Source organism: Phocaeicola coprocola DSM 17136 (genome assembly GCF_000154845.1).
GTDB classification, from domain to species: Bacteria; Bacteroidota; Bacteroidia; order Bacteroidales; family Bacteroidaceae; genus Phocaeicola; species Phocaeicola coprocola.
In genome coordinates this window covers 25,737-32,317 of the sequence record NZ_DS981453.1, presented here as the reverse complement: position 1 = coordinate 32,317, position 6,581 = coordinate 25,737, and the positions used below count along the sequence as shown (strand labels likewise).

Annotated in this window: 4 protein-coding genes and 1 pseudogene; 4 read left to right on the top strand and 1 reads right to left on the bottom strand. The window is 37.7% G+C overall.

Going from position 1 to position 6,581, the window contains the following annotated elements; translation table 11 throughout:
- Window positions 1-193: 193 nt before the first annotated feature.
- The gene (locus BACCOP_RS20375; RefSeq protein ID WP_157034738.1) at window positions 194-493 is read right to left on the bottom strand and encodes a hypothetical protein; all 300 of its coding nucleotides are present in this window, start codon (window positions 491-493) and stop codon (window positions 194-196) included.
- 249 nt (window positions 494-742) lie between these two features.
- Between BACCOP_RS20375 and BACCOP_RS03710 the strand changes: the two genes are divergently transcribed.
- The 4 genes and pseudogenes from BACCOP_RS03710 (at window position 743) to BACCOP_RS03690 (ending at window position 6,479) form a co-directional block, all read left to right on the top strand.
- Window positions 743-1,960, top strand: coding sequence for a transposase (locus BACCOP_RS03710; protein WP_007566468.1), 1,218 nt, complete (start codon window positions 743-745; stop codon window positions 1,958-1,960).
- A gap of 182 nt (window positions 1,961-2,142) precedes the next feature.
- The gene (ruvA, locus tag BACCOP_RS03705) at window positions 2,143-2,739 is read left to right on the top strand and encodes a Holliday junction branch migration protein RuvA (protein ID WP_007566466.1); all 597 of its coding nucleotides are present in this window, start codon (window positions 2,143-2,145) and stop codon (window positions 2,737-2,739) included.
- Window positions 2,740-2,844: 105 nt separating this feature from the next.
- Window positions 2,845-5,824, top strand: a pseudogene (locus BACCOP_RS21370) (family 43 glycosylhydrolase).
- 418 nt (window positions 5,825-6,242) lie between these two features.
- The gene (locus BACCOP_RS03690; RefSeq protein ID WP_148315640.1) at window positions 6,243-6,479 is read left to right on the top strand and encodes a hypothetical protein; all 237 of its coding nucleotides are present in this window, start codon (window positions 6,243-6,245) and stop codon (window positions 6,477-6,479) included.
- Window positions 6,480-6,581 lie beyond the last annotated feature (102 nt).

Sequence of the window (6,581 nt, the reverse complement as noted above, 5' to 3'; positions counted from 1 at the left end):
AAGGGAAGTAAATGCTCCATGATTGGAAATATGCTCCAAAAGAGTGAGTCTTTCGGATTTTATGCTACCTTTGCCATGCCTGTGCGGTTTTCTTTGTCTTTGGATTCGCAACACTAGGTAAGTGAAAACGCTGACATGGCAAAAACCTGGGCAACAAAATGTTGCTCAGGAACTTATAAAAATAATTATCAAATTATGTTGCGGAATTAAGGATTACGATTTTCTTACGGAATGTGCAATCACTAAAATCTACTTCATCTGAAAAAATACATTTTTCAACAATTATTTCCCTATTTGATGATATTTCATCAAATTTTGCTTTCAATGAAAATTCATTGTAAGAAATAGATACTGGAATTATATTATCATTATTGAAGTGTGAATTAGAAATATCAAATATTTTTTTAAACTTATTTCTTTCTATTATTACCCTATTATTGTATTCGCAATTATTATATAATCCGAAGTCATAACAGAAATCACAATCTTTCACATCAAAACATTTATTAAAAATAGCAATACTTCGGTAAATTTTTACCGAAAGATTAAAAGTTAAACAACAGAACCGGCAAAAGCTGGTTCGGAAACACTAAAGAGGTCATTGAAATGTTGTCAAAAACGAATGGTTAAGCATGAAGAAATGTGCTGAAAAAGGAGAGCTAACATGCTGATAATAAAGGATGAAAGTATTGCATGATTCGTTATTTCTTAGTAAATTAGAAGTCTCTGAACTCTTCTGATTATGACTAAAGAAACACTCCTTATGCAATACCAATCCGAGTGCCTGTCGGCTCTCAAATCAGTAGCGAATATACAAAAACCTTTTGAAAAAACGTTCATGGACACCATGAAATTATTCATGGCCATCCCGGATCGTATAAACTTCCTCCAATTGGGCAGATATGGCTGTTTCTCAGAACAGACTTATCGTAACCTTTTTGAGCATGAAACTTTCGACTGGTTTGCGTTCAACGGCTCTATCATCAGCAAGCATCTCACAGGCAAAAGAAAAGCCATCGCCATCGATCCTTCCTATATTCCCAAATCAGGCAAGAAGACACCTTGGATAGGTTACTTCTGGTCTGGTTGTGCAGGAGAATACAAGCGTGGACTGGAAATCATGGGCATCGGTGTCATTGACATCGACAATCATGAATGCATGACTTTAGGTTCCATTCAGACGCCGGATTGTAAGACCTTGGATAATATGGACAAGAGCCTCGTTGACTGGTACAGCAGCTATCTTATCAGTAGAAAAGACAAGCTACAGAGCCTGTCCAGAACGGTGGTTGCAGACGCATTCTTTTCCAAGGAAACATTCATAACACCTATGTGTGAGAACGATTTCCATGTCATCAGCCGCTTTCGGAATGACGTAATCCTGTACTATCCGACATTGGAGCAGAAAACAGGAAAACGTGGTCATCCCAAGTGGTTTGACGGCAGGATTGACTTTGCCAATCTGGATTTGACCCGGTGCAAGGAATACGAGGTGAACAAAGGAAAGCTATACGGATTGAGGGTATATGCAAAAGCTCTCAAAAGGTATGTTTCCTTAGCCGTCTGGTATCCGATGGACGGGAGGACAGACAAGTGGCAGCTTTACTTCTCTACAGACGATTCCATGGATGGACGTGAGGTGCTGGATTATTACAGAACCAGGTTCCAACTGGAATTTTGCTTTAGAGATGGCAAGCAGCATGCAGGAATCACCAACTGCCAGTCAACCGACTTCAGGAAGTTGGATTTTCACTTCAATGCATCGCTCGCAGCTGTCAACTTGGCCAAAGCGGCATGTAAGAGGCTCGGAATAGCCTATTCCATATCCTCTTGCAAGTCTTTCATACACAATGCTTATATGCTTGAACGATTTATTTGCGTGTTCGGGATTAACCCAGACCCGCAAGTTATTGACAAACTTTTCAAAGAACTCATTTTATTTACTGCCAGAGCCGCTTAGGCTTGGCGAATTTTTAACGAACTATTGAATTAATTCTATATTTTAACACCGCAAAAATACAAAATTAGAACAATTCTAAACAAACACTGTGGCAGTGATTTTGAAATAAATCTGCACAAACTTACAATTTATAACTTTCTTATGCCTATTTTTGTATTAAAACAATAAATTATCAGAAAAATATGATTGAATATATCAAAGGAGAACTTACCGAAATCACGCCAGCAATGGCTGTCATTGAATGTAACGGCTTAGGATATGGTATTAATGTGTCCTTGAACACCTATTCTGCCATCCAGGGGAAAAAAGAAGTCAAACTTTATATTTATGAATCAATCAGAGAAGATGCATATATATTATATGGATTTGCTACCAAGCAGGAAAGAGAACTATTTCTGTTACTAATAAGCGTATCAGGTATAGGAGGAAATACTGCCCGCATGATACTTTCGGCTCTCACACCTTCTGAACTTTGTAATGTAATAAGCAGCGGAAACGATAAATTGCTAAAGACCGTCAAAGGAATCGGATTAAAAACCGCACAACGTATCATTGTTGATTTAAAAGACAAAATTTCAACTACAGACATCGGTACATCAACAACATCAGCTCCTATTAGCATCACCGCCAACAATGAAATTTATGAAGAAGCAATAGCTGCATTGACGATGTTAGGATTTGCACAAGCGCCATCACAAAAGGTAGTGGCAGCAATATTAAAAGAAGAGCCTGATGCAGCTGTAGAAAAAGTAATTAAGCTAGCACTGAAAAGGTTATAAATGACTGCTATAATTTATTTTACTATAATATCAGTATATATAATATAAGGAGTAAATAATACAGTCACTAGAGAATATATATTAATCATAAGACACACAATACACATGAAAAACACTATTTTATTTCTATTTGGGATAGGAGGTGCAATTGTATCATTTGCACAGTCCTATCTTCCCTCTCCTACTTCACTTAACACCTGGGGAGATCAAGGCAACGGAACATATATAAATCCGATACTGAATGCCGATTACTCAGATCCGGATGTTATCCGCGTCGGAAATAAATACTATATGGTAGCATCCGACTTCCATTTTTTAGGGATGCAAGTCCTTGAATCTGAAGATATGGTCAACTGGAAACTATTGTCACAAGTATATTCACGCTTCGACTTTCCTGGGTGGGATACAAACGAACACTATGCCGGAGGATCATGGGCTCCTTCAATCCGTCATCATGATGGAAAGTTCTGGGTTTTCTTTTGTACCCCAGACGAAGGATTATTTATGTCGAATGCTACAAACCCTGCTGGTCCATGGAGTCCGTTAGTAAATGTCTGTCATGTAGAAAAGTGGGAAGACCCTTGTCCTTTTTGGGATGATGATGGGCAAGCATATCTTGGAAGAAGTATTCATGGTGCAGGGCCTATCATTATTCATAAGATGAGTCCAGACGGGACCAAATTGCTCGATGAAGGAAGAACTGTATACACAGGACCTGTAGCAGAAGGAACTAAAATACATAAAATCAATGGTTATTATTATTTAAGTATACCAGAGGGAGGAGTTTCCGAAGGATGGTAAACTATTTTACGCTCAAAAAACATATATGGCCCATATGAGAAAAAAGTTATTTTAGAACAAGGTAGCACAAATATCAACGGGCCTCATCAGGGAGCAATGGTAGATACTCCGTATGGAGAATGGTTCTTTTTTCATTTTCAACAATACAATCCATTGGGCAGAGTGGTACATTTGCAACCTATGCACTGGAAAAATGGCTGGCCAGTTATCGGTGTAGATATGGATATGAATGGCATCGGTGAACCTGTAACCGTTTGGACTAAACCACGTACTGGTAAACAGAGCATTATAACAGTCCCACAAACTGATGATGACTTTTCTTCGGAAAAGCTATCCTTGCAATGGCAGTTCAACCATAATCCTGAAAATAAAGCATGGTCGCTTACCGAGCAAAAAGGAATGCTTACCTTTCATGCATTAAGAGCCAGTAGCTTTAAACAAGCCCGTAATACACTGACACAGAAAACGATGGGATACAAAGGAACAGCAACTACAAAAATGATTTATACAGAACTAGCAGAAGGACAGTATTGCGGCCTGGCTTGCATAGGTAAGGAAAATTATCTTATTGGTATCGCAAAACAGAACGGCAAAACATTTTTGTATTTTGAAAAAGACGGTATCATAAAACAAAAAGAAACTATTTCTGGAGAAGACATTTATTTACGTCTGGAAGCTGACGCAAAGGAAAATAACTATCAATTTCTAGCTAGTCAAGATGGCAAATCATACAAAGAAATAGGCACTTCTTTCAATATGAAGTTCGGCAACTGGAAAGGTGTAAGGATTGGACTCTATTGTTATAACACCCAGTCTGCTGACGGAAAAGTTGCTTTCGACTGGTTCCAATATGAACACGACGGACCTTCTATACAAAACAAACATTAAATAATAAACAATTATGAAACTAGTAAAATATCTTTTTGTACTGGGTAGTGGCATCTTCGCAGCATGCGGTTCTCCACAACAACCCATTGCTTCCCCTACTCCTCAAGAGGAAATCATCAACAATATCGCACTCACTTCATTTCCTGACAGAACATTTATGATAAATGTACCTCAAGATACAAGCTGTGCACGGACTTTACTTCAAGCAGTAATTGATTCTTGTTCGGTTGCAGGAGGCGGAACAGTAAAGATTTCAGAAGGACATTATTTCCTTAATGGTCCGTTACATCTGAAAAGTGATGTCAATCTGAATTTAGCAGAGGGAGCATACCTGCAATTCAGTGGTAAATCTTCCGATTTTCTTCCCGTTGTCCTCACTCGCTGGGAAGGAACAGAACTTTATGGACATTCACCTATGATTTATGCTTATCATGCTAATAATATTGCTATCACAGGAAAAGGAACAATCGATGCACAAGGAGGACTTGAATTTGCAGCATGGAGTAAAATAGAAGCCAACGATCGTGACCGGCTCCGTGAAATGGGAGATAAACTAGTACCTGTACACGAACGTATTTTTGGAGAAGGTACCGTTCTACGCCCCTCTTGCATACAGCCTTATGGATGCTCACGTGTCCTGATAGAGGGAATTACTGTTAAAGATTCTCCTTTTTGGACAATCCATCCTGTATATTGTGACAATGTGATAGTACGCGGAGTCACCATAGACAGTCACTTTCCGAATAATGACGGATGTGATCCGGAATCGACAACTAACGTCCTGATTGAAAACTGTACCTTCCGTACGGGAGACGACGCTATCGCCATCAAATCCGGACGAGATACCGACGGACGATATATAGGACGTCCTTCACGTAATATTGTAATCCGTAACTGTATTTTTCACTCGGAATGTAATGGACTTTGTATTGGTAGTGAAATGTCTGGAGGAGCATCTGATGTATATATGAACAATATAGAAATTGGAACCGTAAAAAATGCTATTTACTTCAAATCAAATCGGGACCGAGGAGGATATATACGCAATGTTGTCGTTGACAGCATTACGGTAGAACGAGCAAAAGGAGCCATTCTACGTTTCGAAACAAATTATTTCGGCTTCCGTGGTGGAAATCATCAGGCACTTTATGAAGATTTTCAGATAAGTAATGTAAGCGCCGGCACAGCTGATAACTATGCAATTTTTATGGACGGCAATGAAGAATATAAAATCCGCAACATAAACATTGATAACTTCCATGTAAAAGAGGCACAATATCCTTATTATTTGATGAATACTGAATGTATAAACCTTACCCAATCTTCAGTTAATGGAAAAAATATTCCTGAAAGCCCCAAAGAAAGTCCTCAAAAAATATCATTAGATGTCTATTAATCCTTATATATCCCGGATCAGGTACAAAAGTTTAATTTTTTGTACCCAATCCGGGGTCTTTTATATAACTTTTCAGAAAACATCTAGATAAATCTTATAAAGGAGGGACAAAAGCATTCCTCCAAAAGATTTTAACCGTAGTTTTTACCTTTCACAACACATAATCAATTAAAGATAAATCTACTTATTTAACAACAATTAGATACATTTTTGGCTTTGGATAAGGACGTAAAGGGCAAAAAAGTCAGAAAAAGCCACATAAGAATAAGAAAAAAGTAGAAAAATTCTCAAAAATATCTTTGTAAGAGTAAGTGTTTTTCATAGGTATACTTGTTATATAGTCGAATTTTATTCGTTCAAGAATATATAAAAACGAAATAAATTAAATAACTTAATGTATAACCTTAAAAAAGCAGGTATGAGAAGCAAAAACTCTTGCAAGTGCTCGAAAAAATTACTTCGGGCGTTATTGCTGTCGACGCTATTTGCTGTGCCTTCACAGTTTGCGTCAGCGCAGTTGAATATTGCTTTATCCAATGCCCAACTGGGGACAATGATTAAGCAAATTCAATCACAATCTCAGTATCAATTCTTTTATGATGATGATTTGGCAGATACTCCAATCTCATCAGTTAATGTCATTACTGTCCCGTAAAAGTGGATAAATAGTTCTTTGAAATAACTGAAATATAGCTTATTATACTCTATTTGTAAAGCGCGACGATTTGAAATTGTACCTTTGAAACCAAATCAAATG